Consider the following 25,997-nt stretch of genomic DNA (forward strand, 5'->3'; position numbering starts at 1 on the left):
CCCATTTGCGCGTCCAGCGCGGCTTTGATGCACAATGCGGCTTCGTGCTGCCGCCGCCCCAGCGTTTCGCTACGCGCCCGGTACGCCTCCTAATTCTCTCCGTTTCCGTACTGCGATGAACCAGCCGACCCTGCCCGTCACCGTGCTCTCCGGTTTTCTGGGCGCCGGCAAGACCACGCTCCTGAACCACATTCTGGCCAACCGCGCAGGCCTGCGCGTCGCCGTGATCGTCAACGACCTGGCCGCTGTGAATATCGATGCGACCCTCGTACGCGATGCCGCGGCGCTGTCCCATATGGAAGAGCAGCTGGTCGAAATGTCGAACGGCTGCATCTGCTGCACGCTGCGCGATGATCTCTTGACCGAAATCCGCCGCCTTGCGGGCGAGCAGCGCTTCGACGCCATCCTGATCGAATCGACCGGTATTGCGGAACCCATGCCGATCGCCGAAACCTTCACCTTCGTAGACGATGACGGCACGTCGCTCTCCGATGTGGCGCGGCTCGACACGATGGTGACGGTGGTCGATGCATTCAACTTCCTGCGCGATTACGGCTCGGCCGACGCGCTCGCCGAACGCGGCATTGCAGCAAGCGTTGAGGACGACCGCACGCTGGTCGAATTGCTGATCGAACAGATTGAGTTCTGCGACGTACTCGTCGTGAACAAAGCAGATCTCGTCAGCGCCGACGATCTCGTGCGTTTGCAACGCATCCTCGCCCGCATCAATCCGCGTGCTGTGCAGCTCGTGAGCCGCTTTGGTGTCGTGCCGCTCGATGAAGTGCTCCACACGAACCGCTTCGACTTCGACGAAGCGTCGAGTGCGCCAGGCTGGCTCGCGTCGCTTCATCAAGAACACGACCATGATCACAGCGGCGAGGCGGACGAATTCGGCATTGGCAATTTCGTTTATCGCGCGCGCCGCCCGTTTCATCCGGAACGCCTGTGGACACTGCTGCACGAAGAGTGGAAGGGCGTGCTGCGCAGCAAGGGCTTCTTCTGGCTTGCGACGCGCAATGACATTGCCGGTTCGCTCTCGCAGGCGGGCGGTGCTTGCCGCCATGGTCCGGCAGGGATGTGGTGGGCCGCGCAGGATCGCAGCGAATGGCCCGATGGCGACGACGAACTCGCCGCAGAAATCGCCGCAGACTGGCACGGCGACCCGAACGATTTCAGCATTGGTGACCGTCGTCAGGAACTGGTGATGATCGGAGTCGGTATCGAGCCGGCCGTGTGGCGTGCGAAGTTCGATGCATGCCTGTTAAATGATGCTGAATATGAGCTGGGGCCGCAGGGCTGGTTGCAATTTAACGATCCGTTCCCGGCATGGGACTTCGACGCCGAAGACGATCATGACCACGACCACGATCATGGCAGCGGCGAAATCGTCCATCACCATCACTGATCGCACGCTATCAGTTGCGTTGATTGCGCGCGTCGTGGCGTCGCGCTTGCTGCGCACGTAATGCAAGACCCGGCAAAACGCGGCAAAGCACGGGCGAAAAAAAACCCGCCTGAGGCGGGTTTCAACAACGCAGCACCGATGTGCTTAGCGCTTGTTGACTGCGTCCTTGAACGCTTTGCCAGCCGTGAACTTGACGGTCTTGGCGGCCGGGATCTTGATGGTTTCGCCAGTCTTCGGGTTGCGGCCCGTACGTGCTGCGCGCTTGCCCGAGCCAAAGCTACCAAAACCGATCAACTGGACCGCGTCACCTTTCGACACAGCCTTCTTGATCACTTCAAGCAACGTGTCCAGCGTTTCGCCGGTTTGAGCCTTGCTGGCGCCCGTCTGACCTGCGACGGCGTCGATCAGTTCCTGTTTGTTCATTAAGGTTCCTTTCTGGTTTAGGTTGACACGAACAGCGCGAACGCGCCGATTATACGTGCGCGGGCCGCGCCGTCGAGCAGCTACGGCTCCGGAGCACTCCGGACAAACACGTTGGACAGGTTTCTGCCCGACGGCCGTGCTGCCGCTTCCCTCCGCGGCGCTTGCTATGATAGCGCAGCGCAAACCCAATCTGGACAAGGGTTTCGAAGAATTACACGGTGGTTTGGCCCGCCCAGTCAGGAAATTACCATTTTTGTCATTCCTGGAATCGAAACGCCCGTCTAACCAGGGCTTTACATGAGACTGGCGTTGGTTTTTGCCAACGTTCCAGGCGTCATTTGAGCGCGTGGCGGCCCGTTGCGCGATGGCCGATGCGCCCCGGCCCGCAACGCTTGACCCGTTCGTCCATCGATTTTTTGCCCCGCATGACCGATCCGCTGATCCCCGCCACCCTGGCGTTTCGCGACAACGGCACGCCGTTTTCGCCACGTCACGACGACATCTATCACAGCGCCGTGGGCGGTCTCGCCCAGGCGCAATACGTCTTCCTGCAAGGCAATGGCCTGCCCGGCCGATGGCAGGGCAGACGCCTTTTCACCGTGCTCGAGACCGGCTTCGGAATGGGTATCAACTTCCTGATGACCTGGGCTGCATGGCGCGCCGACCCCGCACGTTGTGAGCGGCTGCATTTCGTTTCGACGGAAAAACACCCGTTTATAAAGGCCGATTTGCTGAGCGCGTATGCCGCGACGGTTGCGGACGCATCCATTTCCGGCCTCGGCCAGACACTCGCCGACGCGTGGCCGATGCTCGTCCCTGGTACCCACCGGCTCGAATTCGAAGGCGGGCGCGTCACGCTGACACTCGTATTCGGCGATGCCACGGAAACCCTGCCGACACTCTGGCTGCGCGCCGATGCGTTCTATCTGGACGGTTTTGCACCGGCGAAAAATCCGGAGTTGTGGACGCCGGCTATCTTCAAGGGACTCGCGCGCCTCGCCGGCGAAGACGCTACGTTTTCGACCTACACCAGCTCCGGCGACGTGAAACGTGCCCTCACGCAAACGGGCTTCGAATACCGCAAGGTCGAAGGCTTCGGCTGGAAACGCGCCATGCTCGCGGGCCGCTTCGCACCGCGCTGGCGGGTGCGCCGGCACGAGCCGCCGGCGCCGCTCGCGGTGCGTGAACGACACGCGGTCGTGATTGGCACGGGGCTCGCCGGTTGCGCCGTGATCGAGCGGCTTGCGGCGCGCGGTTGGCGCGTGACTTCGCTCGAACGGCATGCTGCACTCGCCCGCGACGCGTCGGGTAATCCGGCAGGTGTGTTTCACCCGTTACTTTCGCGTGACGACGGCGTGGCTTCGCGCATCACACGTACCGGCTTTCTGTATGCGTTGCAACGTTGGAAAGCGCTCGAACAGGCGGGACATTGTCCCGTACGCGGCTCGGAAGGACTCCTACAACTCGCGGAAAACGACGAGGAAGCCAGCATGATGGCCGCTGCGCTGGCCGGGTTCGCTTATCCACAGGAGTACGTGACGCTACTCAGGCGTGCTGAAGCAGAGAGGATTGCGAAATTTCCGCTGACGCAGGGCGGCTGGCTGTTTCCACACGGCGGCTGGATCGATCCGGCCACGCTCTGCGCGGCACAATGCGCGGCGGCCGGCGAGCGGCTCGAACGGCGCTTCGGCGTCGAAGCCGCGCGCGTCGAACGCATGGGCGATGAATGGTGTGTGTTAGACGCCGACGGAGGGATGCTCGCACGCGCGAGCGTCGTGATCTTTGCGAATGCGCATGACGCCGCGCGCGTCGCCGGTTTGCAGTACGCACCGACCCGCAGCGTACGCGGTCAACTGACGTTCCTGCCCGCCGGTAGCGTGCCGTCGCTCGCGCTGCCGGTGATCGGCGACGGTTATGCCGTGCCACTTCCCGACGGCGTCACGTTAACCGGCGCGACCTTCGACATCGACGACCCCGAGCGTGGGGTGCAAACCGCCGGGCACATCGAAAACCTGCAACGCCTCGCTCAGATGTTGCCCACGTTCGCCAGCAACGTCGACACGCAGCGTGCCGACTCGCTCCCGGGACGCGTCGCGTTTCGCTGCGTGACGAGCGATCGTCTGCCGATGATCGGCGCACTCGCCGACGAAGCCGCAGCAATCCACGCGAGGGAACGTTTACGCGGCGCGTGGCCGCTCGATCTGCCGCGCACGGATGGCTTGTATGGAGCCTTCGCATACGGCTCGCGCGGTCTCGTATGGGCCGGCTTGGGCGCAGAGCTGATCGCCTCGCAAATCGAGGGCGAACCGTTGCCGATCGGGCGCGACCTCGCCGAGGATCTCGACCCTGCCCGTTTCCTGTTACGTGCGTTGCGCCAAGGCACGGCCCGCTGACCCTCGTTGCACGCTCGCGCCGACCCCGAAACAGGCGGAAAGTTATCCACGGCTTGCTGTGGATAACCTCGCTAATTGCGAGTGCAACTCGTGTGGACGGGATGTGGACGTAAACGGGGTAACTTTGTCGCGCGTCGAAAACGCAAAAAGTTACCCACCACAACCCGTCGCAGCCGCACACACTGTGCATCCGGTTGTGCGTTCGGTAAGGCACTGACGCAGCTAGGTAAACCAGAGTTATCCACAGAAATGGGCGACACTTGTTAACTGCTACTACGTATACATACGAGTAAACCAATAAACAGAAAGACCATCGCGCGCCAACGCCGATCGACGACGCAAAAGTCCTGATCGAGCTGATCTTCGAGGTTCAGTAAAAATCAAAAAGGAAACCGGCTATGAGTCCGCAAGCACAGAATGACCAAGCTTCCATCCGGTCGATTTTTCTTGTTCTTCGGCGAAACCGGTTCATTTTTACCGCTTCACCCCCTCATTCGAGCGTTTCCGATCGACCCGGAAAACCTATGGCACAATCGCCGTTCTTTCCGCGTCATGCCTTGCGTCTAACGGCAGACGCACCAATGGAACGGTGCCGGTCCATCAGACTCTGAATCAAGTCGACGTCGTTCGTTCACCCGTGCCGGGACCCATCGCTGGGGCAATCTGCGCTGCTGCAGCGCACCGGGTTCGCCGCTTGCAGGTGTGCAGGGCCGGCGCGTTCTGATTTCACCCGATCGTTGACTATTCGCAACGCTGGTCGGCACAAAGCAAACGCAGCAATCAAGACATCGCGCGTTGATGGGCTTGCCGGTGTTTCCGCCGGTTCGTGTCGCCTGCCGTTGCGGATAGCAACTATGTTGCATGGGACTGAAGTAAGCGCCAAAGCGCTAACTCCAGTCGACAAAGGAGATCCCACCACGATGAAGTCGGCGTTTTCATTCTTCCCAGGCTGGCCGCTTTCACCCGATGCCATTTTTTGGGCAGGGCTTGCGCTGCTCGCCGCCGGTTTGTGCGGCGAACTTTGCTATCGCGCGTGGCGGCTGCCACGCATTTCCGGTTACGCGGTGATCGGTCTCGTGGCCGGCGCTGCCGGCTTCGGTGTGATCGACACGGTTTCGGCGAAAGCAGCGCGGCCATTGCTCGATGTCGCACTCGGCCTGTTGCTGTTCGAACTCGGCAGCCGGCTCGATTTGCGCTGGATCCGCCGTAATCCCTGGCTGATTCTGTCGAGCGTCGCTGAATCAACCCTGACGTTTGTGCTGGTCTTGCCGGTGCTGTTATTCCTGCATGTTCCGACCATCGTCGCACTGGTACTCTCCGCCATCGCAATGGCCACGTCGCCGGCGATGGTGATCCAGCTGAAAACGGAATTGCGTGCAGAAGGCCAGGTCACCCAACGGCTGATGACGCTGACTGCGCTCAACAGCATGTATGCGGTTGTCATCGAAAAACTCGTGTCGGGCTGGCTGCATCAGGAAGCCTACGGCAATGTGTTCGCCACCATTCTGCAGCCGCTTTATCTGCTCGTCGGATCGCTAATTCTTGCGTTTGCGCTCGCGCGCACCTGCATCTTTTTCTATCGACGCATGAACATGCAGGACGAGCATTCGTTCGTCGCGCTCTTCGGCCTCGTGCTGCTCGCCATCGCAATCGCGCATCTATTCAAGCTTTCGACGATTCTCAGTCTGCTCGCCGCGGGCATCATCGTTAAAAACATGGAGGCGCGGCCGCAACTGTGGCCGCAGCATTTCGGCACGGCCGGCTGGCTGCTCACCGTAATTCTGTTCGTGCTCACGCTCACTTCGTTCGAATGGAAGGACATCGGCATCGGCGGATTGGCCGCGCTTGGACTGATCATTGCGCGGCTTGTCGGCAAGCTTGTCGGCGTGCTCGCTTTCGCGAAGCCGAGCGGATTGGATTGGAAGCAGGGTGTCGCGCTCGGTCTCTCGCTTTCGCCGATGTCGGCGCTCGCCTATCTGCTGGTCGACGATACGTACACCCTATATCCGAATCTGGATCCTAGTCTGCGCGCGATCATGATGTGCTCGATCGTCGTCTTGCAGATTGTCGGACCCTGGCTGGTTTATCGCTCGCTCGCGCTGGTAGGCGAGCGCCGCGAATAATTGCGGATAGCGAAATAAAACGCTATCCCACTCCGCGCACACATTCGACATTGAAAACGGTGGGGCAGATAAAGCCTGTCCCGCCGACTTGAATCAGGGGACGCCATGTCACTCGAACGCTTCGTCGATTCGCAACCGTTCACCTTCGGTATTGAACTCGAGATGCAGATCGTCAACACCCATGACTATGATCTGACCAAAGCCGGCACCGATCTGCTGCGGCTCATCAAGGATGAAAAAATCCCCGGCAACATTACGCCGGAGATTACGGAAAGCATGATCGAACTGTCGACCGGCATCTGCACATCGCATGAGCAGGCGCTGGCCGATCTGCGCACGATTCGCGACACGCTGGTTTCCGCGGCAGACCACTTGAACGTGGGCTTGTGCGGCGGCGGCACGCACGCGTTTCAGCAATGGAGCGACCGGCAGATTGTCGATACGCCGCGCTTTCAGTACCTCTCGGAACTGTACGGCTATCTCGCCAAGCAGTTCACGGTGTTCGGCCAGCACGTGCACATTGGTTGTCCGGATTCCAACAGTGCGCTGTATCTGTTGCATTCCATGTCGCGATTCATCCCGCACTTCATCGCGCTGTCGGCGTCATCGCCGTTCGTGCAAGGTGTGGACACAGGTTTTCATTCGGCCCGTCTGAATTCGGTGTTTGCCTTTCCGCTGTCCGGCCGCGCGCCGTTCATGCTGACCTGGGACAGCTTCGAAGAATACTTTTCGAAGATGGTTCACACGGGTGTCGTGAACAGCATGAAAGATTTCTACTGGGACATTCGTCCGAAGCCAGGTTTTGGGACCATCGAAGTGCGCGTGATGGATACGCCGCTGTCGGTCGACCGCGCCGCGGCGATTGCCTGCTACATCCAGACGCTTGCACGTCATCTGTTGCTCGATAAACCGTTGACGCCGAGAGAGGACGACTACCTCGTCTACACATTCAACCGGTTCGAAGCATGCCGCTTCGGGCTGGCCGGCACCTGCATCGATCCGCAAACCGGCGAGCGCAAGACGATTTCGGAAGACATCCTCGAAACGCTTGAACGGATCGCGCCGCATGCCGACGCGTTGGGTTCAGGCAAGGCGCTGGCTGAAGTGGCGTCGATCGCACGTGGTCAGCTCAACGATGCAACCTGGTTGCGGACCGTGTTCGAACATGAAAAGTCGTTGCATGAAGCGGTACGGCAGCAGTGTCTGCAGTGGCGCGAGTGACAAACCGGTAGGCAAAACGACAGGCAAAGGCAGCCGGTTGGCCTAGCCGAAACCCGCAAAACAGTTTTTTGCGGGTTTTTTTTCGCAATCCTGATTCCAGTTCAGGGTTCCTTAGAAGTTTCCAAAGTTTACGTATACAAACGTAGTAGTAGTTAACAAGCATTGCACGGGCCTGTGGACAACTGAATAATTCCTTGCAAAGTCAAAGCGATGCGTAAATGATAACCATGCTGTTCAGACTCGCATCCGGACCGGAAAGTGCGGATAACTTCGACGGTGGCGAGGGGCTCGGGAGGCTTGTCAAGAATCGGTGCACACCCAGTCCCGGGCGTTTTCCCGTGGTTATCCACAGGATCCGGTGAATAAGTTAGCTGTACGATTCGCCGCTCTCGCATAGAATGTCGTTTGCGCAGCTTCGACCACGTTGTACCGCTGGCCGGTTTGATGGCGAGCAGGGTGGTTGGAGATGGCAAAAAAGCGTTGTAGTAAGGTGCGCCAGAAATGGCGTGCGAGGCAGTAAATTTTCAAGATAGTTGATTCAGTCCGTCCGTGGTCCGGGCGAGGCTGCCCACATACAGGCTGCCGGCGTGTTTGGCACCCGACGGCCAGCTAACAGCGACATGCTGTCAATAACCAACGAAAGATTATGAGCGAAGGCGTATACGGAGAGCAGGCAACCGGGCGAGTCACCCACAGCCTATTGCGACTGAGCACGGCCATGCGAAGCCAGGCATGGGAGTGGGCCGAAGGCGCGGGTTTGACGCCCACTCAAGGCGAGATTCTGGTGTTGCTGATGCAACGCAAGGGTCCAATGCGCCTGGGCGAAATCGCACGTGAAACGGCCTTGACCGCCGCGACCACGAGCGATGCGGTCAGCACCCTGGAAAGCAAGGGGCTGGTCGAAAAGCGCCGTGCCCTCGACGACGGCCGCGCCCTCGCGGTGCGTCTGACGGCCCGTGGACGCACGTCGGCCAAGCGCGCCGCGCAATGGCCGGACTTCCTCGCCAAGGCGGTGGGGACGCTGCGCGAGGACGAACAGGCGCTGTTCTACCGCACGCTGCTGAAGACGGTTCATCAGCTCGAAACGCAGGAGGACATTCCGCCGCACCGCATGTGTCTGACCTGCACGCATTTCGAGCCGAGCAAGAATCCGAAGAAGACGCCGCATTTTTGCAAGCTGCTGAATCTGAAGATGTCGGACACGGACGTGCGTCTGGACTGTTCGGTGTACGAAGCCGCTGACGTCGCGACCCAGAAGAAGACCTGGAAGATCTACGCGCAGTAACGCGGGTCCGCCACACTGCAAAGCCGGTCCGGCAGCCGCTAGATGCGAGCCTGCCTGATCGGCCTTGCGCTGTCTGGCGCCGTATCTTTTTGTCCAACTGATGATGGGATCTGCCGATGATTCACGAAGTTCTGGCGATTCGCCATGTCCACTTCGAAGATCTGGGCAGTCTGGAACTGGTGCTGGGCGAGCGCGGGCGGCCGGTTCGCTACCTCGATGTCGGCTTGGGCCGTATTGAGGCGCCGGACCCTGTCGCACCTTCGCTGATGGTCGTCCTGGGCGGCCCGATCAGTGCCGGCGACGATGCGCGCTACCCGACACTCCTGCCGCTTTTGTCGATGATCGAAAAGCGAATTGCGGCGGGTCTGCCTACGCTTGGCATCTGCCTTGGCGCGCAACTGATTGCGCGGGCGCTCGGCGCCCGGGTCTATCCAGCAGGCCGGACTGAACTCGGCTGGACACCGCTCACGCTGACCGACGCCGGACGCGCTTCGCCGCTTCGTCACGTGGACGGGGCGCTCACCTCCATGCTGCATTGGCACGGCGACACTTTCGACCTGCCAGCCGGTGCGACCCATCTTGCCTCGACCCCTGCTTGTGAGAACCAGGCGTTCGCCTGGGGCCAGCACGTGCTGGGTCTGCAATGCCACCCGGAAATCCGCGCTGACCGTTTCGAGCCCTGGCTGATCGGTAATGCTGGAGAAATCATCGCTGAAGGCCTCGACGTGTGCGAACTGCGCGCCGAGACGGCCCGTTTCGGCCCCGGTCTTGAAGAAGCGGCCCGCCGGATGTTCGGCGAGTGGCTCGACCAGGTCGAGAAGAACGGTACGAAGCCGTAAATGGTACGTACTACCAGGCTCACGCCAGGTTGCGGTCAGGCTTATGTCAGTTTCAATCAGGTTCAATCAGGTTCAATCGCGCCGGACCCACAAAGCGATGCGTGACGGCGCGAGTGCGCTCTGGCCGACAGGCATGAATGCCTGTCCAGCAGCGAATCGAACGCGGTGCTATGCTCGTTCGCTCCTCCGCTTTCCTTGGGCGTAATCCATGAGCGCGCTTTTTTCTCCGCTCACGCTGCGTAGCGTGACGCTTGCAAATCGCATCGTCGTGTCGCCGATGTGCCAGTATTCCGCCGAGCGTGGCGAAGCCACCGCATGGCACATGATCCACCTGGGCAGCATGGCGTTATCGGGCGCGGGTCTGCTGTGCATCGAGGCCACCTCAGTCGAACCCGAAGGTCGCATCACGCCGGGGGATCTGGGCCTGTGGGACGACGTCACGGAAGCCGCACTCGTGCCGGTGCTCGCCGCAATCCGCAAACATTCTTCGATTCCGGTTGCGATGCAGCTCTCACACGCGGGCCGCAAGGCGTCGAGCCATACACCGTGGGACGGCGGTCAGCTGATTCCGGTCGCCGAGGGCGGCTGGTTGCCGCATGCGCCGTCTGCGCTGCCGCATAAAGCGGGCGAAGAGCCGCCGCTCGCACTCGATACGGCAGGGCTCAACCGGGTTCGCGAGGCGTTCGCGGCGTCGGCCCGGCGTGCGGCACGGCTCGGTATCGACGCGCTCGAAGTCCACGGGGCGCACGGTTACCTGCTGCATCAGTTCCTCTCGCCGATTGCCAATCAACGTACCGACGAATACGGCGGCTCGCGCGAAAACCGCATGCGTTTTCCACTGGAGATCTTTGAGATCGTGCGCGCCGCGTTTCCGGCCGACAAGCCGGTGGGCGTGCGCGTGTCGGCGACCGACTGGGTCGAAGGTGGGTGCACCCTCGACGATACGATTGCCTTCGCGCTGGAACTGAAAAAACGCGGCTGCGACTGGATCGATGTCTCTTCCGGCGGCGTCTCGCCTTTGCAAAAAATCCCGCTTGAGCCCGGCTACCAGGTGCCGTTCGCACACGCTGTGAAGCAGGCCACAGATCTCACGACTATCGCCGTGGGTCTCATCACCGATCCGTTCCATGCGGAGCAACTGATCGAAGAGGGCGACGCCGACCTGATCGCGTTAGCTCGCGGACTGCTCTACAACCCACGCTGGCCGTGGCACGCTGCCGCCCAACTGGGCGCGACGGTCGAGGCGCCGCCGCAGTATTGGCGCTCGCAACCACGCGATCAAAAGGCACTGTTCGGTGACATTTCGTTCGGACAGCGTTAGGTCTTTGACGGGCAGAACATGCTGAAGGCGGTCTGACGGTTGAAGGAAGCCATATCAAGCGTGTACGATGCCGGATGTGACGCATGTGCGTCGCAAGTCGACGCGGCGCCCGCAAGGCGCCGCGTTTGCTATTCGAGTCAGAAAATCCGGCCGTCAGCATGCAGCCAGTGCTGACGACAGTCGAGATGTTCACCCCCAGTTCTTCACAAGGATTCATTCAATGAGTTCACGCAGGATCGTCGTGCGCCGTTCGGGAGTGCATGGCAAAGGCGTGTTTGCCCTCGAACCGATTGCGGCCGGCGAGCGCCTGATCGAATACAAGGGCGAGCGGATCTCGTGGAAAGAAGCTTTGCGACGTCACCCACACGATCCGAAAGAACCGAATCACACGTTTTACTTCGCGCTGGATGACGGCGGGGTGATCGACGGCAAGGTGGACGGCAATAGCGCCCGCTGGATCAACCATTCGTGCGCGCCGAATTGCGAAGCCGAGGAGATCGACGGGCACGTCTATGTGCACGCGTTGCGCGATATCGCGGCCGACGAAGAACTGTTCTACGACTACGGCCTCGTGATCGACGCGCGCCAGACCAAGAAGCTGCAGAAGGAATACGAGTGCCGGTGCGGTGCGCGCAAATGCCGCGGCACGATGCTGGCACCGCCGGAAAAGGCCGACAAGAAAGGCAAAAAGAAAAAGAAGTGACGCGCGGGCTGCGTGAGCGCAGCCCGGCATGGCCGGGCTTGCCATTAGTCAGTGGAACAACACCTGACCAGATAACGACTGCGGGACTACAGACCGATCGGCGCCTTGTGCGCCGATTTTTTTGGCGCGCGCCGGCCCTCGGGCTCGCGCACCGCGTTGCTTGCTGTCAACGGTATCCGCACGATAAAGCGCGCGCCGCCGTCCGGTGCGTCTTCGTAATGCACGCTGCCGTGATGCAGCACCATGATGTCGTGAACGATCGCGAGGCCGAGGCCCGCGCCGCTGTCGACGCCGCTTTCGCTCTGGCCGTCGCCGCGGAAAAAGCGCTTGAACAGATCGACCTGCTGGTTCACCGGCACGCCCGGTCCGTTGTCTTCGACGATGACCTCCGCCATCGCCACATTGTCGACGTGGCTCTGCGAGACGGTGAGCGTGATGCGCCCGCCGTCGAAACGCGAAGGCGGCACATACTTCAGCGCATTGTCGAGCAGGTTGGCAATCACCTCGTGCAGCAGCACCGGGTTGCCGCGCGCGGTGAGCGGCCGATCGTTGGCGGGGTCGTCCAGGCGCTGGAAGCCCAAGTCGACGTGGACCGCGAGCGCGCGCGGCACCCATTCCGCACCAGTTTCGAAAGCCAGCGCGGCCATGTCGACGTTGACGAAACGCGCAGCCTGCTCACCCGGTTCGGCGCGTGCGAGCGAGAGCAACTGGTTGGACAGGCGCACCGCGCGATCGGCGGCGGCGCGCAGTTCACGCACAGCGGCGAGCGTCTTTTGCGGATCGCGGGCCACGGCTGCCTGTTCCGCGTGCAGCTTGACGGCGGTGAGCGGCGTGCGCAGTTGATGCGCGGCGTCGGCGATAAATTTGCGCTGCGCGTCGAGCGCGGCTTTCAGGCGGTCGAGCAGTGCGTTTAGTGCGCCTGTAAGCGGACGGATTTCGACCGGCACGTAGGTCTCGTCGACCGGCTCCAGCGAAGTGTGAGTCTGCCGGTTCAGCGAGTCGGCCAGATCGGTCAACGGATTGAGCTGCTGATTGACCACGCGCCACACGATCACCCAGCCGGCGAGCAGCAACAGCAGCAGCGGCATCATGATCGCAACCAGGAATTCGGCCGCGATCTCAATGCGGTGCTCGACCGGTTGTCCCACCTCCACGACAATCGGATTGCCTTTGGGCTGGTCCACGCGCACTTGTGCGACGCGCATGGTGATGCCCTGGTGCTGCGTCTCGAACACGTAGGCGTAGTGCATGATGCGTACGTTCTTGCCCTGCAGCGGCAGGCTCGGATCACCGGCGATTTCGCTTTCGCCGTCGCTGATCCGATAAGACAGATGTTCAATCGGATCGGAGAACATGGCTTGGGCGAGCGGTTTCACGCTGACCGACGCATTGGGACCGGCAATCTGGATCTGCCTGGAAATGGCGGTGGCGAGGTCGGCCAGCGACCGGTCGACCACATGCTGCGTGTATTGCCACGCGAGCCAGTAGGCGATCAGGCCGCTCATCAATGCGAGCAGGGAAAGGGGGGCGGCCAAGCGGCGCAGCAGCGTGCGACGCAGGCTATTCGCGGCCGGGTGGGGCATGGTCGAACGCGATAAAAGAGGCAGAGCGGCGTCTGAGCCGCCGAAAGCCGCTGGGCCGCGGCAAACTACGCATCCGTGCGACGAATGCGCCGTGCCGGCCCAGCGCCGTCAGGTTATCGGGCCATCAGCGTGGCCCGAGCCTTCATAACCATTATGCGGCCTGACGGATTTCCTGCAACAGGTAGCCGAAACCGCGCACCGTGACGATTTCGACGCGGCAGTTTTCGAGCTTTTTGCGCACACGGTGCACATAGACTTCGATCGCAGTGTCGCCAAGATCGCCGCCGAAGTGCGTCAGGTGGTCTTGCAGTTGAGCCTTGCTGACCACGCGGCCGTGGCGCAGCAGCAGCATTTCAAGCACGGCGAATTCACGCGGCGACAGTTCGAGCGGCTTGTCGTCATTGAAGATGCGGCGGTCGACACCCGACAGGCGCACGCCGCCCAACGACACTTCCGGACGCGGCATGTCGCCGTGCGGGCCGCTGCGGCGCATTACCGCACGGATGCGCGCTTCGAGTTCAGCCGGTTCGAACGGCTTCAGCATGTAGTCGTCGGCGCCGGAATTCAGGCCCTGAACGCGGTCGTTCAGTTCGTCGCGCGCGGTCAGCACGATCACAGGCGTGTGCCGGTTGCTCTGACGAAAGCGCGAGAGCAGCGTCATGCCGTCGATGCCGGGCAGACCCAGATCGAGGATCACGAGTTCGTGGCGGTTTTGCGTGAGGGCCTGTTCGGCGAAAATGCCGTCGTGGACCATGTCGACCGTGAAGCCGGCTTGTTCGAGACTGCTTTGGATGCCGCGTGCGATGGGGCGGTCATCTTCGATCAGAAGGAGTCGCATGGATTTCGCTCAAGTACAATGGGTTTAGGCGTTCGGGCACGCGGTTCGCCGGGGCGCCTGCTGCACAGGATGCCGGGCGGCGTCGCCGTACCTGCGCGTCCAGGGAGCAATCACGAAAGTCATGTCCGATATAACGATCCACGAACTGGAAGCCGCGATCAACTTCTGGCGCGCCCGCTCACCTTCGAGCGGCGACGAACTGGTTCTGTGCAAGGAGGCAAGCGCGCTCTCCAAGCCGTATGCGCTGATGATTGTACAGCGTCAGACCGCGCTATCACCGGAAGGTTTGGATGCAACCGCGCGGGAAGCGTGGAATTCTTACGTTCGCCTTAAGAATGGCCTGTAGAACTGAAGGTTTGCGTGCCGTAATACCTGCAAAGCCCTTTCATCGTACTGCAAAGGCGGTTTTCCTGCGTGCGTCGATGCCTAGCCTTTCTGCGAGTCTTTGCCGGCCTGATCGATAAAACGGGCCAGCAAGATATCCCGTTCCGTGAGACCACCGGCCTCATGCGTCGACAGTGTGATTTCCACCTTGTTGTAGACGTTGAACCATTCCGGATGATGGTCCATTTCCTGGGCCTTGATCGCAACCCGCGTCATGAAACCGAACGCCTCGTTGAAATCGGCAAACTTGAAATGCCGCTGGATCGCGTCCCGGCCGGCGACCGCCACCCAGCCGTGCAATTGGGGCAATTGCGTTGAACGTTCTTCGGAAGTCAGTTTGTTAATCATGAGGATACCTCGCTTGTTTGCTCGTTTGTCCGGATCGGCGCGCCGGAGCGCACCCGTCCTGTAGACCGGCGATCGCGCGCGTCTTGAGACGCGCGAGCGATACGCGGACATGCGGCTATTTTTTCACGGATCGGGTTGGGCCGCTTTTGGGCTCGCCCTGAGTTTGGGCCAAGTAGGTTCAGACGTCGCCGTCGGCTTGCCAGCCTTCCTGGGTGCCCCGGTTGAGCACGCGATCGGATTCGAGCACCGCGCCCGCTGCGAACGGTGCGGCGTTGGCCAGTTTCGCCATGAGGGGGCCGAGATCGGTGCGGGCCAGCTCGAACAGTTGCGCGAAATCGTCGAGCACGAAATACGTCTTCTGAAACGTGTCGATCCGGTAGCGGGTCTGCATGACGCGTGCGAGGTCGAAGCCGAGCCGGTTGGGCGCCGCGCTTTCGAGGCTATAAAGCGTCTCGCTCTTGCTCGACACAATCCCCGCGCCATAGATCTGCACGCCGTTCGGGCTCGCCGCGTCCCGGATCAGACCGAATTCGACGGTGTACCAGTAGAGCCTCGCGAGTAAGGGCAGGGCGCCGACGTCATCCGCCGCTAGCGCCGCGCGGCCATAGGCCTGCATATAGTCCGCGAACACCGGATTGATCAGCAGCGGCACATGGCCGAACAGGTCGTGAAAGCAGTCCGGTTCTTGCAGATAATCGAGCTGATCGGGACGGCGCATCCACCAGGTGACCGGAAAACGGCGGTTCGCCAAATGTTCGAAGAAGACCTGCTCCGGCACCAGCCCCGGCACCGCGACAATCTCCCAACCGGTAGCGGGCGTAAGCTGTGCGTTGATGGCGGCAAACGACGGTACGTGCTCGGCCGACAGGTTCAGACGCTCGACGCCGGCCAGAAACGCCTCGCAGACTCGGCCCTTTAGCAAAGCTGTTTGGCGCGCGTAGAGCTGGTTCCAGACCGCGTGATCGACTGCGCCGTAGCGCTGGAGCGGCTGGTCGATGGTGAAATCGGCACGGGTTTCGAGGCCGGCGTCGAATTGTTCCTGCAGTTTGGCGGTGTTCGGACTGGACATGATGCGGCGTTCGAATGCAGTGTTTCAGTCCAGCCAGTGTAGAGCGGAGAAGCCGCGGAAAGGGCGCAAAGAGAGCGGTAATTAGGATGTTTATGCAATAATCGTGCATTAAAATCCAAATTTATGCGGGGATTAATCATGCTGGAACTAGATCACTTCGATCTCGCGCTGCTAGAGGTGCTGCAGCGCTTTGGACGGGCGACTCATCAGCAGCTCGGCGAGCAGGTGCCGCTGTCGCCGTCGCAGATCGGCCGGCGACTGCAGCGCCTCGAACAGGTGGGCGTGGTGGACGGCTATCGAGTCGTGCTGCGCCCGGAGAAACTCGGGCTCGGCGTGACCGCGTTCACCAGTCTCAAGCTTAAGCATCACGGCGATTCGATCATCGAGCAGTTCCAACAGCAGATCGACGTGCTGCCCGAGGTGCTCGAATGCCACGCGGTGGTGGGGGATGCCGATTATCTGCTGCGCATCGTGGCGCCGGATCTGAACGCGCTGTCGTCGTTCGTAATGAAGAAGCTGATGCGGGTGCCGGGTGTGGACAGCGTGCGTTCGAACATCGTGTTGACCACGTTCAAGCGCAACGGTCCTTTGCCGTTGGGGCACCTCGCACCAGGGTCGGCCGCTAGCTGAGGCGGCGCCTGTAGACTTTTACGCCGCTTGCCGCGGCTCGCTGTCGGGGCTGAGCAGATCCACGTAAGCGACGGCCACCAGATCCGTTTCAGGCACGCCGAGCTTCGCGAACATTTCGTGCGCTTCGGCGTGGCCGCCTTCCTCGTCGTCGTCCTGGGCGAGGAGTACTTCCAGTTCGACGAAGTCACCCAGGCCGTCCACCCGGTCGAGGTGAATGCGCGTGCGTCCGGTCGTGTAGACGTGGCGCTCCTTGGTGACGATGCCGCGCGTGGTCAGTGCGGTGGCAAGCAGCGCATGCATGGCTTCCGGGTTGGTCACAGGGCTGCGCGTGTAGTAGGACGCCTTCGGGCCGTCACGATCGTCGCGTTGATAGAAGATCAGCTCAGCGGGTGTGCCGTCGTCGAACTGGCGCAGCTTGAGCCGTCCACGCGGCACATCGTAGAAAAAGTCCTGCTGGCGGAAGATCAGTGGAGCCTCGGGCGAAAGTTCGGCGGCGCGTTCGCGGAGTTGCTCGAATTGCTGTGCGCGGGCTTTGATTTCGATGTTGCGTGCCATGTCAGGCTCCTCAGGAAGGATGGATTGTGGGCGGCTTCAGAGACATGTTACGGGGGCGAAGCGCGCCAGGAAGGACAAACTCGGAAGAAACTTAAACAAAGGCGGGGTGCAAACAGACGCGCGAACCCTGAATCTAGCAAAAAGCGCGTGACGATGGTGTTAAGGCGTCCGTAATCGAGTGCCGGATCGGGCGGCGCTGTCATGAGTGCGCCTCATATCGCCCACTGCTGCTCGATCGCCTTGAGTGCCGCGGCAATCGCCGGATCGTCCTGGCGCGCGGCCAGCGTGACGAAGCTCAACTGGGTCGGCACTGTGACACCCTCGACGATCGTGAGCGCGTGGGCATGCGCTTCGGCGATGGCGGTGGCGTCGCGCGCGAGGGTGAGGCCGACGCCTGATTTAACCAGATCGAGCATCGACGGCTCCTGATCGACTTCAGCCACCTTAACAGGCTTCACACCAGCCTCGGCAAAGCGCCGTGACAGCAGCCGATGATGGGCGGAGGCGGGCGGCGTCCAGATCCATGGCAGGGCGGCGAGTGTACGCCAGTCGCGCGCGCCTTTCACGCGGTCCTTCCAGCCGGCGGGCGCGAGCACGCGGTACTGGAAATGCGTCAGCGTGAGCGCATGAAACGCGGCGCCGTCGCGGGTATCGTCTTCTGAAGGATGGCCGATGTAGTAACCCACATCGAGCTCGCCCGCGCGGATCTGCTCGAGGACCCAGCCGGACATGCCGTGCCGCAGGGCGGTTTCGATATGCGGCCAGGTTTCGACGAGCTGCTTGAGGAAGCCGCCGAGGCGGAGGAATTCCGGATCGAGGATTGTGCCTATGCGGAGCGTGCCGCGTACCTCGTGACGGAGCGATGCGGCGGCGCGTTGTACGTCGTTGGCTGCGGCGAGGGCGCGTTCGGCGTGTGGTAGTAGCGCCTGGCCGTCGCGCGTTAATGCTAGTCCGTGCGAGGTTCGCGTGAATAGCGTTAGTCCTAGCGTTTCCTGCAGATGCTTGATTTGCAGGCTGACGGCAGGTTGGGTTAGATGCAGTTGCACCGCGGCGCGGGTGAGGTTGCCCTCGTTGGCGACGGTGACAAAAGCTCGCAGTAGGGTTAAGTCCATTTGGTGATATTAGCGCGGCTTATAGCGCGGTTGAGTAGAACTCATTGGATTTTGTGCTGCGCTGGCGGGTAGGCTTCCGGAATCAGGGCTTTTTTGGTTTTTGCCTACGGTGTTTGGTTGGTGTTTCTATGGCGTTGGGCTTTCCTTGTTTTGTTTTCGGTCTGGTTGGGTTTGTCTTTGGCTGTGTTCCTATGGCGTTGGCCTCTCCTTGCATTCTTATCGGTCTATTAGCTTCGCCCCTGTGCGGGGCGGCAAAGAAAGCGGGCTGCAACCGCCAGCCCGTAGTGAGCCATCTCGGTCATCCACCGGGAACGGCCCAAAACGAGATCGTCTCTCGCACCGCAAGCGCTAGTGACACAGGGCTCATTCATCCCGCCAGCGCGCTGCGTGCGCGGCGGATGGGTTGGCTCTACTGCGATGCGTGTGAATGCGTGCGTGGGGTAGGTGGTGAATGTTTGGATACCTAAACATGAGAAAAACAGTAAGAGCGTATCGAAGAATTGTTATGCCAGACGGCGGGGCGCGCAGCGCGACGCTGGAACGGATGAGTGCTTTGTCACTAACGCGAGTGGTGCGAGGGCGCGTCTCGTGTTGGGCCGTTTCCGGTGGATGACCGAGATGGCTCACTACGGGCTGGCGGTTGCAGCCCGCTTTCTTTGCCTACTTTCTTTGCGGCGGCAAAGAAAGTAGGTGCCGCCCCGCACAGGGGCGAAGCTAATAGACCGATAAGAATGCAAGGAGAGGCCAACGCCGTAAAACCACCACCAAAAGCCCCGCAGGCAAACAGACCACGAAGAAACCAAGGAAAGGCGAACGCCGTATGAGCAACGCCAAAAACGCCGTAGGCAAACAAACTAAGGAGACGAAACAGTGAGCACGACCAGCAAGACAGCCGCGCGCAGCGCAGAAACGGAAACGAGAACGTTAGAAGGCGAATTCGACTACATAGTAATAGGCGCCGGCACAGCAGGCTGCGTACTAGCAAACCGCCTAACCGAAGACCCAGAAGTCTCCGTACTTCTACTAGAAGCCGGCGGCAAGGACGACTACCACTGGATCCACGTCCCGGTAGGGTATTTATACTGCATCGGCAACCCCCGCACCGACTGGCTCTACAAAACGCGCGAAGAACCCGGCCTGAACGGCCGCTCCCTTTCATACCCCCGCGGCAGAGTCCTGGGCGGCAGCTCGTCCATAAACGGCATGATCTACATGCGCGGTCAGCGCGAAGACTACGACGAATGGGCCCGCGTCACCAATGATGCCTCCTGGTCCTGGAACAACGTCCTCCCCATCTTCAAACGCAGCGAGGACTACCACGGCGGCGCCAACGAATCGCATGGCGCAGGCGGCCCATGGCGCGTCGAAAAACAACGCCTCAAATGGAAAATTCTCGAGACCTTCGCGCAGGCCGCGCAGCAAACCGGCATCCCCGCCACCAACGACTTCAATCGCGGTGACAACAGCGGCGTCGGCTACTTTGACGTCAACCAGAAACGCGGCATCCGCTGGAACGCCTCGAAGGCCTTTCTACGCCCCGCACTCAAGCGCCCCAATCTGACTGTCATCACCGGCGCCGTCACGCAGCGCGTCGTGTTCGATGGGCGCCGTTGCACCGGTGTCGAATATCACGGCAATAACATCGATTATTTCGCCAAAGCCCGTTGTGAAGTGATCCTCAGTTCCGGCGCGGTCAACTCGCCGCAGTTGCTCGAACTCTCTGGCATCGGTAACGGTGCACGACTGCAGAACCTCGGCATCGAGGTCGTGCAGGATCTGCGCGGCGTCGGCGAGAATCTCCAGGATCATCTGCAATTGCGCATGGCGTACAAGGTCGACGGCGTGCGCACGCTCAATACCGCTTCGGCGCATTGGTGGGGCAAACTGATGATCGGCCTGCAGTACGCGCTGTTCCAGAGCGGACCAATGTCGATGGCGCCGTCGCAACTTGGTGCATTTGCGAAATCGGACCCCGATGACCGCTCGGTCACCCGGCCTGATCTCCAGTATCACGTGCAACCGCTTTCGCTCGATCGCTTCGGCGAGCCGCTGCATCGCTTCAACGCGTTTACCGCCTCGGTGTGCCATTTGCGACCCTCGTCACGCGGCAGTGTTCATATCGTCTCTGCCGAGCCGCACACGGCGCCGCTAATCGCGCCCAACTATCTGTCCACCGATTACGACCGTCACATCGCAGCCAATGCGCTGCGTCTGACGCGGCGTATTGCGGCCGCGCCCGCACTGGCCCCGTATCGGCCGCAAGAAATTATCCCTGGCATCGAGTTTCAGACCGAAGAGGAACTCCAGCAGGCCGCCGGCAATGTGGGGACCACGATCTTCCATCCAGTCGGTACTTGCCGGATGGGCACGCCGGACGACCCAGCCGCCGTCGTCGACCAGCGCCTGCGCGTGATCGGTGTCGAAGGTTTGCGCGTGGTCGATGCTTCGGTCATGCCTAACATCACCTCGGGCAATACCAACTCGCCCACGCTGATGATCGCCGAGCGCGCGAGCGACATGATTCGCGAGGATCGTCGCGCACGTCTTGCCGGGCAAACATCGCAGTCACGCCCGGCGGCTTCGATGTCCATTGCGTGACATGCAAGCGCGATGCGCGCCGCGGCTTGCCGGCGCGCATCGCATACTAAGTGCAAATCCCAATGAATGCGCTGCATCATTGGCGCGACAATGGCGCCATGCTGCGTGGCGCGCCGTGGATTACCGTCCGTAATTGGTGCACCACGCCAACGATCGGCACGGGGGTGTCGTCGCCATCACACGTCGCGCAGCCTCTGGCGCGGAAGATCGTAGTGTTTCGCCTCACTTCGCATGGAAGGGAACATGATTCTCGGCGACACGATTCTCGAAACGCGCGGACTAACGAGAGAGTTCAAGGGCTTTGTCGCCGTCAACGGCGTCAACCTGCGCGTGCGCCGTGGCTCGATTCATGCGTTGATCGGCCCGAATGGCGCCGGTAAAACGACCTGCTTCAATTTGCTGACCAAATTCCTCGTGCCCACCGCAGGGCAGATCGTCTACAACGGCGTCGACATCACCCGTGAACGGCCGGCACAAATTGCGCGGCGCGGCATCATCCGTTCGTTCCAGATTTCCGCCGTGTTTCCGCATCTGACGGCATTGCAGAACGTTCGCATCGGTTTGCAGCGCGCGTTGGGCACCGCTTTTCATTTCTGGAAGAGCGAACGCACGTTGCATCAGCTCGATGACCGGGCCATGGATCTGCTCACGCAGGTCGGTTTGACCGACTTTGCCGACGTGCTGACGGTCGAATTGTCCTATGGCCGCAAGCGCGCCCTCGAAATTGCCACCACGCTCGCGATGGAGCCCGAACTGATGCTGCTCGACGAGCCGACCCAGGGCATGGGCCACGAAGACGTCGATCGCGTGACCGCCCTGATCAAGAAGGTCTCGAGCGGCCGCACCATCCTGATGGTCGAGCACAACATGAATGTGATCGCCGGCATCTCCGACACGATTACTGTCCTGCAACGTGGTGAGGTGCTCGCCGAAGGCACGTACGCCGAAGTATCGAAGAGCCCGCTCGTTATGCAGGCCTATATGGGTAGTGCCGATGCCGCGCTCACCGGAGCGCATGCATGAGCACGATTGCGGAGCGCGAGAACGTCGAAGTCAGCGGTGTGGCCAGCGCGGAACCCGCGTTGGAGATCGCAGGCCTGCAGGCGTGGTATGGCGAATCCCATATATTGCATGGCGTCGACCTGACCGTGAACCGGGGCGAAGTCGTCACCTTGCTGGGCCGCAACGGCGCCGGACGCACCACCACGCTGCGCGCCATCATGGGACTCACCGGGCGGCGTACCGGGTCGATTCGCGTCGGCGGGCGCGAGACCATCGATATGCCGACCCATCGCATCGCCCACTGCGGCATTGGCTACTGTCCCGAAGAGCGCGGCATCTTTTCGAGCCTGTCATGTGAGGAAAACCTCCTGCTGCCTCCGCCGGTCGGCGATGCTGCGCACATGATGTCGCTGGATGAAATCTACGCGATGTTCCCCAATCTGCAGGAACGCCGGGTGAGTCAGGGCACGCGGCTCTCCGGGGGCGAGCAGCAGATGCTCGCCGTGGCCCGGATCCTGCGCACCGGCGCCAGTCTGTTGCTGCTCGACGAAATCTCAGAGGGCCTTGCACCGGTCATCGTGCAGGCGCTCGCGCGCATGATCGTGACGCTCAAGGCGCGCGGCTACACGATCGTGATGGTCGAACAGAATTTCCGTTTTGCCGCGCCGCTAGCCGACCGCTTCTATGTGATGGAGCATGGCGGCATCGTCGAACACTTCGGCGCTGGCGAACTCGAAAGCAAGATGCCGGCGCTGCACGACCTGCTTGGCGTATAGGTGCCCGATTGCCTCTGATAACCACAAGCAAGGAAACAAGGAGACCGCAATGAAAATGAATACACTCGCGCGACTTTCGGCATTCTGCTTTGCAGCAGCGGCCAGCGCCGCGCTGATGATGGGCGGCGCGCGGGCGGCTGACGACACAGTCAAGATCGGCTATATCACCGACATGTCCGGCCTTTACGCAGATATCGATGGCCCCGGCGGCCTCGAAGCGATCCGCATGGCGATCGCCGACTTTGGCGGCAAGGTCAATGGCAAGCCGATCGAACTCGTCTACGCGGACCACCAGAACAAGGCGGACATCGCCGCATCGCGGGCGCGCGAATGGTTCGACCGCGACGGCGTCAATATGTTGATCGGTGGCACGAACTCGGCGACAGGTCTGTCGATGGGCCAGGTGGCGGGCGAAAAGCACAAGGTCTATATCAACGTCGGCGCTGGCGCAGACACCCTGACCAACGAGCAATGCACGCCGTACACGATCCATTACGCGTATGACACGACGGCGCTCGCGAAGGGCACGGGCACGGCGGTGACGAAGCAGGGCGGTAAAACCTGGTTCTTCCTGACGGCTGACTACGCGTTCGGCAAGGCGCTGGAAACGGCGACCGCCGCCGTGGTGAAGGCAAATGGCGGCCAGGTGCTCGGCGACGTGCACCATCCGTTGTCGGCTTCGGATTTCTCCTCGTTCCTGTTGCAGGCGCAAGCGTCGAAGGCGCAGGTGCTGGGCCTTGCGAACGCCGGTGGCGACACCATCAACTCGATCAAGGCGGCGAAGGAATTCGGCATCACGAAGACCATGAAGCTCGCGGCGCTGCTGATCTTCATCGACGACATCCACAGTCTCGGGCTCGAAACGACGCAAGGTCTGGTGCTGACCGACAGCTGGTACTGGAACAAGAACGACACCACGCGCAAGTGGGCTGAGCGTTACTTCGACAAGACGAAGAAGATGCCGTCGAGCCTGCAGGCAGCCGACTACTCGGCCGTTACGACCTATCTGAAGGCGGTGCAGGCGGTGGGTTCGACGGATCCTGACAAGATCATGGCTCAGCTGAAGAAGACCAAGATCGACGACTTCTACGCCAAGGGCTATATCCGTGAGGACGGCAGCATGATTCACGACATGTATCTGATGCAGGTGAAGACGCCGGCTGAATCGAAAGAACCGTGGGACTACTACAAGATTACGGCGACCATTCCGGGTGATCAGGCGTTCACGACCAAGGCGGAAACGCGCTGCGCGCTGTGGAAATAAACGCGGGCTGAATCCCGTCCGTCTGTAGCCGGTACAACAGACGGGCCCGGTTCACCACGCTGCGCGCGGGCGGGACAGGGGGCCGCGCGCAGCCGGTCGCGCGCATTTCGATCTCACCTTGACGATGGTTAAGGGCTAAGGCGTTCAATGGAAATCTTTGGCATTCCGCTCTCGGCGATGCTGAGCCAGTTGCTGCTGGGACTCGTGAACGGCTCGTTCTATGCGATCCTGAGCCTCGGTCTCGCGATCATCTTCGGCCTCCTGAACGTGATCAACTTCGCGCACGGCGCGTTGTTCATGCTGGGCGCGATGCTCACGTGGATGGGGCTGTCGTATTTCAACCTGCCGTACTGGGTGATGCTGGTGCTCGCGCCGCTGCTTGTCGGTGCGTTCGGCATGGTGATCGAGCGCTCGATGTTGCGCTGGCTCTACAAGCTCGACCATCTGTACGGCCTGTTGCTGACCTTCGGTCTCACGCTGGTCGTTGAAGGCGTGTTTCGCTCCATCTACGGTTCGTCGGGACAGCCCTATGACGTACCCGAGGCGCTTTCCGGTGCGACCAATCTTGGCTTCATGTACTTGCCGAACTATCGCGCGTGGGTGGTGCTGGCCTCGCTGGTGGTCTGCTTTGCCACGTGGTTCGTGATCGAGAAGACGCGCCTTGGCGCCTATCTGCGCGCCGGTACCGAGAACCCGAAACTGGTGGAGGCATTCGGCGTCAACGTGCCGTTGATGATTACGCTGACCTATGGCTTTGGCGTCGCGCTCGCCGCGTTTGCCGGCGTGCTGGCGGCGCCCGTGATCCAGGTTTCGCCGCTGATGGGGCAGCCGATGATCATCACCGTGTTCGCGGTGGTCGTGATTGGCGGAATGGGCTCGATCATGGGCTCGATTCTCACCGGCCTGATGCTCGGCGTGATCGAAGGCTTCACACGCGTGTTTTACCCCGAAGCATCGGCGACCGTCGTCTTTGTCATCATGGCTCTGGTGCTGCTGGTGCGCCCGGCGGGTCTTTTCGGCAAGGAAAAATGATGCAAAGGAAAGCGCTTTACGCCGTGCTGCTGCTCCTGCTGATCGCGGTGCCGTTCATCGGCATCTATCCATTGTTCGTGATGAAGGTGCTGTGCTTCGCGCTGTTTGCGGCGGCCTTCAATCTGCTGATCGGCTACACGGGGTTGCTGTCGTTCGGTCATGCCATGTTTCTTGGGATGGCCGGTTACACCACCGGCTACGCGATCCAGACCCTCGGCTATTCACCCGAACTGGGCGTGCTCGCGGGCACGGCGGCAGCGACTGTCCTTGGGTTGGTAGTGGGCCTGTTTGCGATCCGGCGCCAGGGCATCTACTTCGCGATGGTGACGCTCGCGCTCGCGCAGATGGTCTACTTCGTGTTTCTGCAGGCGCCGTTCACGCATGGCGAAGATGGTCTGCAGGGCGTGCCGCGCGGCAAGCTGTTCGGAGTGCTGGATCTCTCGTCCGATTTCACGCTGTACTACGTCGTACTGGCGGTGATGGTGCTGATGTTCCTGTTGATCGTACGCATCGTCCACTCGCCGTTCGGACAGGTTTTGGTGGCGATCAAGGAGAACGGCCCGCGGGCGGTCTCGCTCGGCTATGACAGCGACCGTTTCAAGTTGCTGGCCTTCGTGTTGTCGGCAGGCATTGCCGGGCTGGCGGGGTCGATGAAGGTGCTGGTGCTGGGCTTTGAAACCCTGAGCGATGCGTACTGGACCATGTCGGGGCTGGTGATCCTGATGACGCTGGTCGGTGGCATGGGCACCTTGTTTGGGCCGCTGCTCGGCGCAGCGCTGATCGTTGCGCTCGAGGACCGGCTCGGCGATATCGGCGGCGCGCTGGCATCGGTGACCGGGGTGCAGTGGTTCAACTCGCTGGGCGAGTCGGCCACCATCGTCACGGGGTTGATCTTCATCGCTTGCGTGCTGGCATTCAGACGCGGCATCGTTGGAGAGATCGTGGCGCGGGTGCGGCTGTTGCGCGCATGACAGCATGCGGTCTTAAAGTACTTCGGTGTCCGATGCAATGTGAAAGGGAGAGGGTTGGCGGCATGGCGCACGGCGCTATGTCCGGGTGTTTCAAACGTGCCCCAATTCAGTGCTGCGATGCA

General features: G+C 61.3%; 23 protein-coding genes. 16 read left to right on the top strand and 7 right to left on the bottom strand.

Going from position 1 to position 25,997, the window contains the following annotated elements; translation table 11 throughout:
- Window positions 1-115 precede the first annotated feature (115 nt).
- Window positions 116-1,405, top strand: a complete 1,290-nt coding sequence (locus tag P3T40_RS03930; RefSeq protein WP_429266359.1) for a GTP-binding protein — start codon at window positions 116-118, stop codon at window positions 1,403-1,405.
- A 144-nt stretch (window positions 1,406-1,549) separates the two neighbouring features.
- On the opposite strand, the gene P3T40_RS03935 is transcribed toward P3T40_RS03930, so the two are convergent.
- Complete coding sequence (locus tag P3T40_RS03935; RefSeq protein WP_074262967.1) at window positions 1,550-1,828, bottom strand: HU family DNA-binding protein; 279 nt, start codon at window positions 1,826-1,828, stop codon at window positions 1,550-1,552.
- 425 nt (window positions 1,829-2,253) lie between these two features.
- On the opposite strand from P3T40_RS03935, the gene mnmC reads away from it, so the two are divergent.
- The 7 genes from mnmC (at window position 2,254) to P3T40_RS03970 (ending at window position 11,713) form a co-directional block, all read left to right on the top strand.
- A complete protein-coding gene (gene mnmC / locus P3T40_RS03940) occupies window positions 2,254-4,221 on the top strand; it encodes a bifunctional tRNA (5-methylaminomethyl-2-thiouridine)(34)-methyltransferase MnmD/FAD-dependent 5-carboxymethylaminomethyl-2-thiouridine(34) oxidoreductase MnmC (protein WP_429266360.1) in 1,968 nt (655 codons plus the stop codon).
- Between the two features lie 920 nt (window positions 4,222-5,141).
- Window positions 5,142-6,344: a cation:proton antiporter gene (locus tag P3T40_RS03945; protein WP_429266361.1), complete on the top strand. Its 1,203-nt coding sequence runs from the start codon at window positions 5,142-5,144 to the stop codon at window positions 6,342-6,344.
- 105 nt (window positions 6,345-6,449) lie between these two features.
- Window positions 6,450-7,565: a YbdK family carboxylate-amine ligase gene (locus tag P3T40_RS03950; protein ID WP_429266362.1), complete on the top strand. Its 1,116-nt coding sequence runs from the start codon at window positions 6,450-6,452 to the stop codon at window positions 7,563-7,565.
- A 646-nt stretch (window positions 7,566-8,211) separates the two neighbouring features.
- Window positions 8,212-8,850 (top strand): MarR family winged helix-turn-helix transcriptional regulator, encoded by a 639-nt coding sequence (locus P3T40_RS03955; protein WP_429266363.1) that lies wholly within the window; start codon window positions 8,212-8,214, stop codon window positions 8,848-8,850.
- 116 nt (window positions 8,851-8,966) lie between these two features.
- On the top strand, window positions 8,967-9,689 hold the full coding sequence (locus P3T40_RS03960; protein WP_429266364.1) for a glutamine amidotransferase: 723 nt from the start codon (window positions 8,967-8,969) through the stop codon (window positions 9,687-9,689).
- A 208-nt stretch (window positions 9,690-9,897) separates the two neighbouring features.
- Window positions 9,898-11,010, top strand: coding sequence for an NADH:flavin oxidoreductase/NADH oxidase (locus tag P3T40_RS03965; RefSeq protein WP_429266365.1), 1,113 nt, complete (start codon window positions 9,898-9,900; stop codon window positions 11,008-11,010).
- A 220-nt stretch (window positions 11,011-11,230) separates the two neighbouring features.
- A complete protein-coding gene (locus tag P3T40_RS03970; protein WP_429266366.1) occupies window positions 11,231-11,713 on the top strand; it encodes an SET domain-containing protein in 483 nt (160 codons plus the stop codon).
- A gap of 86 nt (window positions 11,714-11,799) precedes the next feature.
- Here P3T40_RS03970 and P3T40_RS03975 read toward each other — a convergent pair whose 3' ends face one another.
- Both P3T40_RS03975 and P3T40_RS03980 read right to left on the bottom strand, forming a co-directional pair.
- Window positions 11,800-13,296, bottom strand: a complete 1,497-nt coding sequence (locus tag P3T40_RS03975) for a sensor histidine kinase N-terminal domain-containing protein (protein WP_429266367.1) — start codon at window positions 13,294-13,296, stop codon at window positions 11,800-11,802.
- A 151-nt stretch (window positions 13,297-13,447) separates the two neighbouring features.
- Window positions 13,448-14,134 (bottom strand): response regulator transcription factor, encoded by a 687-nt coding sequence (locus tag P3T40_RS03980; protein ID WP_074262960.1) that lies wholly within the window; start codon window positions 14,132-14,134, stop codon window positions 13,448-13,450.
- Between the two features lie 121 nt (window positions 14,135-14,255).
- Between P3T40_RS03980 and P3T40_RS03985 the strand changes: the two genes are divergently transcribed.
- Window positions 14,256-14,480 (top strand): DUF3717 domain-containing protein, encoded by a 225-nt coding sequence (locus P3T40_RS03985; RefSeq protein WP_429266368.1) that lies wholly within the window; start codon window positions 14,256-14,258, stop codon window positions 14,478-14,480.
- 80 nt (window positions 14,481-14,560) lie between these two features.
- Here the strand turns inward: P3T40_RS03985 and P3T40_RS03990 are convergent, their stop codons facing one another.
- Together P3T40_RS03990 and phhA are read right to left on the bottom strand one after the other, a co-directional pair.
- Entirely contained in the window at window positions 14,561-14,977 is a 417-nt protein-coding gene (locus tag P3T40_RS03990) for a 4a-hydroxytetrahydrobiopterin dehydratase (RefSeq protein WP_429266369.1), read from the bottom strand.
- Window positions 14,978-15,044: 67 nt separating this feature from the next.
- The gene (gene phhA, locus P3T40_RS03995; protein ID WP_429266370.1) at window positions 15,045-15,935 is read right to left on the bottom strand and encodes a phenylalanine 4-monooxygenase; all 891 of its coding nucleotides are present in this window, start codon (window positions 15,933-15,935) and stop codon (window positions 15,045-15,047) included.
- Between the two features lie 138 nt (window positions 15,936-16,073).
- Here phhA and P3T40_RS04000 point away from each other — a divergent pair, with 138 nt between their 5' ends.
- Window positions 16,074-16,565, top strand: a complete 492-nt coding sequence (locus P3T40_RS04000) for an Lrp/AsnC family transcriptional regulator (protein WP_429266371.1) — start codon at window positions 16,074-16,076, stop codon at window positions 16,563-16,565.
- An 18-nt stretch (window positions 16,566-16,583) separates the two neighbouring features.
- On the opposite strand, the gene P3T40_RS04005 is transcribed toward P3T40_RS04000, so the two are convergent.
- Window positions 16,584-17,120 carry a class IV adenylate cyclase gene (locus tag P3T40_RS04005; protein WP_429266372.1) on the bottom strand — a complete coding sequence of 179 codons (537 nt, stop codon included), beginning with the start codon at window positions 17,118-17,120 and terminating at the stop codon, window positions 16,584-16,586.
- A gap of 212 nt (window positions 17,121-17,332) precedes the next feature.
- Complete coding sequence (locus tag P3T40_RS04010; RefSeq protein WP_429266373.1) at window positions 17,333-18,232, bottom strand: LysR family transcriptional regulator; 900 nt, start codon at window positions 18,230-18,232, stop codon at window positions 17,333-17,335.
- Window positions 18,233-19,102: 870 nt separating this feature from the next.
- Here P3T40_RS04010 and P3T40_RS04015 point away from each other — a divergent pair.
- The 6 genes from P3T40_RS04015 to P3T40_RS04040 all read left to right on the top strand — a co-directional run bounded on the left by P3T40_RS04015 (window position 19,103) and on the right by P3T40_RS04040 (window position 25,875).
- Window positions 19,103-20,830 carry a GMC family oxidoreductase gene (locus P3T40_RS04015; protein WP_429266374.1) on the top strand — a complete coding sequence of 576 codons (1,728 nt, stop codon included), beginning with the start codon at window positions 19,103-19,105 and terminating at the stop codon, window positions 20,828-20,830.
- A 243-nt stretch (window positions 20,831-21,073) separates the two neighbouring features.
- Window positions 21,074-21,853, top strand: coding sequence for an ABC transporter ATP-binding protein (locus tag P3T40_RS04020; protein ID WP_429266375.1), 780 nt, complete (start codon window positions 21,074-21,076; stop codon window positions 21,851-21,853).
- Complete coding sequence (locus tag P3T40_RS04025; RefSeq protein WP_429266376.1) at window positions 21,850-22,608, top strand: ABC transporter ATP-binding protein; 759 nt, start codon at window positions 21,850-21,852, stop codon at window positions 22,606-22,608. The genes P3T40_RS04020 and P3T40_RS04025 overlap by 4 nt, the downstream gene beginning before the upstream one ends.
- 49 nt (window positions 22,609-22,657) lie before the next feature.
- Entirely contained in the window at window positions 22,658-23,872 is a 1,215-nt protein-coding gene (locus tag P3T40_RS04030; RefSeq protein WP_429266377.1) for an ABC transporter substrate-binding protein, read from the top strand.
- A gap of 147 nt (window positions 23,873-24,019) precedes the next feature.
- Window positions 24,020-24,904: a branched-chain amino acid ABC transporter permease gene (locus tag P3T40_RS04035; protein ID WP_429266378.1), complete on the top strand. Its 885-nt coding sequence runs from the start codon at window positions 24,020-24,022 to the stop codon at window positions 24,902-24,904.
- Window positions 24,904-25,875 carry a branched-chain amino acid ABC transporter permease gene (locus P3T40_RS04040; RefSeq protein WP_429266379.1) on the top strand — a complete coding sequence of 324 codons (972 nt, stop codon included), beginning with the start codon at window positions 24,904-24,906 and terminating at the stop codon, window positions 25,873-25,875. The genes P3T40_RS04035 and P3T40_RS04040 overlap by 1 nt, the downstream gene beginning before the upstream one ends.
- Window positions 25,876-25,997: the final 122 nt, after the last annotated feature.

This window comes from Paraburkholderia sp. EB58 (genome assembly GCF_050436665.1).
Classification (GTDB): domain Bacteria; phylum Pseudomonadota; class Gammaproteobacteria; order Burkholderiales; family Burkholderiaceae; genus Paraburkholderia.